This window comes from Phyllobacterium sp. P5_D12, from assembly GCF_054049495.1.
This window is the reverse complement of sequence record NZ_JBFUMG010000839.1, coordinates 1-1,431: the sequence shown is the minus strand read 5'-3', so window position 1 is coordinate 1,431 and position 1,431 is coordinate 1. Positions and strand designations below refer to the sequence as shown.

Genomic DNA, 1,431 nt, shown 5'->3' with positions numbered 1-1,431 from the left:
GAGCAAGCCAATCATTCCTGGCGTATCATTATTGGTTGTGTAGAGCATATGCTGACCGACTTCGGCATCGAGATTGATACCCTTGATCTGGATGAAACGTGGCTTCCCATCCGAGAAACAGGTGCCGGCAATTGACCGCGTCAACGATGCAGTCTTCACGGTGAGCTTTATATAACCATCAAATACGCCGGATTTATCGCGCCTTACCTCGGAAAGAACGATACCCCGCTCCTTCACCATGACCGGCGCCGAGACCATGTTCACATCGGCCACCTGAGGACGAATAAGGCCGGCCAGAGCAGCGCTTACCAGCGCACGCGTATTCATTGCAGCGGTGGAGCCATCGAACAGAACCTCCACTTCCTGGATGGGGTCCTCAGTGACCTGGCCAACAAATGCTCCGAGCACCTCTGCAAGCTTGACGAATGGCCTCAATCGCGGCGCCTCTTCTGCAGTGATGGATGGCATATTGATCGCGTTCGAGACAGCACCCTTGATCAGATAGTCCGACATCTGCTCGGCCACCTGCAGCGCGACATTTTCCTGTGCTTCGCTGGTAGAAGCACCAAGATGCGGCGTGCAGACAACGTTGGGAAGATGGAACAATTCGTTCTCGGTAGCAGGTTCCACCTCAAATACATCAATGCCAGCGCCGGCCACCTTGCCGGACTTCAATGCGGCAATGAGGTCCTTCTCGACGATAAGGCCGCCGCGGGCGCAATTGATGATACGCACGCCATCCTTCATCTTTGCGATATTCTCTGCATTGATGATGCCACGTGTCTTGTCGGTCATCGGCGTATGCAAGGTTATGAAATCGGCGCGCGCCAGCAGCTCATCTAGTTCGACTTTCTCAACGCCCAGCTCTTCAGCCCGGCCTTCGGAAAGGAAGGGATCGAAGGCAATCACATGCATTTTGAGGCCGACACCACGTGTGGCGACGATGGACCCGATATTGCCGCAACCGATGACCCCAAGCGTCTTGCCAGTGATCTCGATACCCATAAAGCGGTTCTTCTCCCATTTGCCTGCGCGTGTGGACGCATCGGCCTCCGGCAATTCGCGCGCGACGGCAAACATCAAGGCAACGGCATGCTCGGCCGTCGTTATAGAATTACCGAACGGTGTGTTCATTACGATAATGCCGCGCCGTGAGGCGGCTGGAATATCGACATTGTCAACACCAATGCCCGCCCGCCCGACAACCTTCAGATTCGTTGCGGCAGCAATCAACTTCTCCGTGACCTTGGTCGCAGAGCGGATAGCAAGACCATCGTACTGGCCGATCACTTCGAGCAGTTTTTCCTTATCCGGACCGAGGTCTGGAAGATAGTCGACCTCGACACCTCGGTCCTTGAATATCTGGACCGCGGTAGGGGAGAGTTTATCGGATACGAGTACACGTGGTGCCATCATGGCCTCCATCAATAG

General features: G+C 55.1%; 1 protein-coding gene. It reads right to left on the bottom strand.

Annotated elements, in window-relative coordinates:
- Nucleotides 1–1,413: phosphoglycerate dehydrogenase (gene serA, locus ACXJ5O_RS26920; protein ID WP_457302582.1), on the bottom strand; the 1,413-nt coding region annotated here is incomplete at its 3' end.
- Between the last annotated feature and the right edge of the window lie 18 nt (nt 1,414–1,431).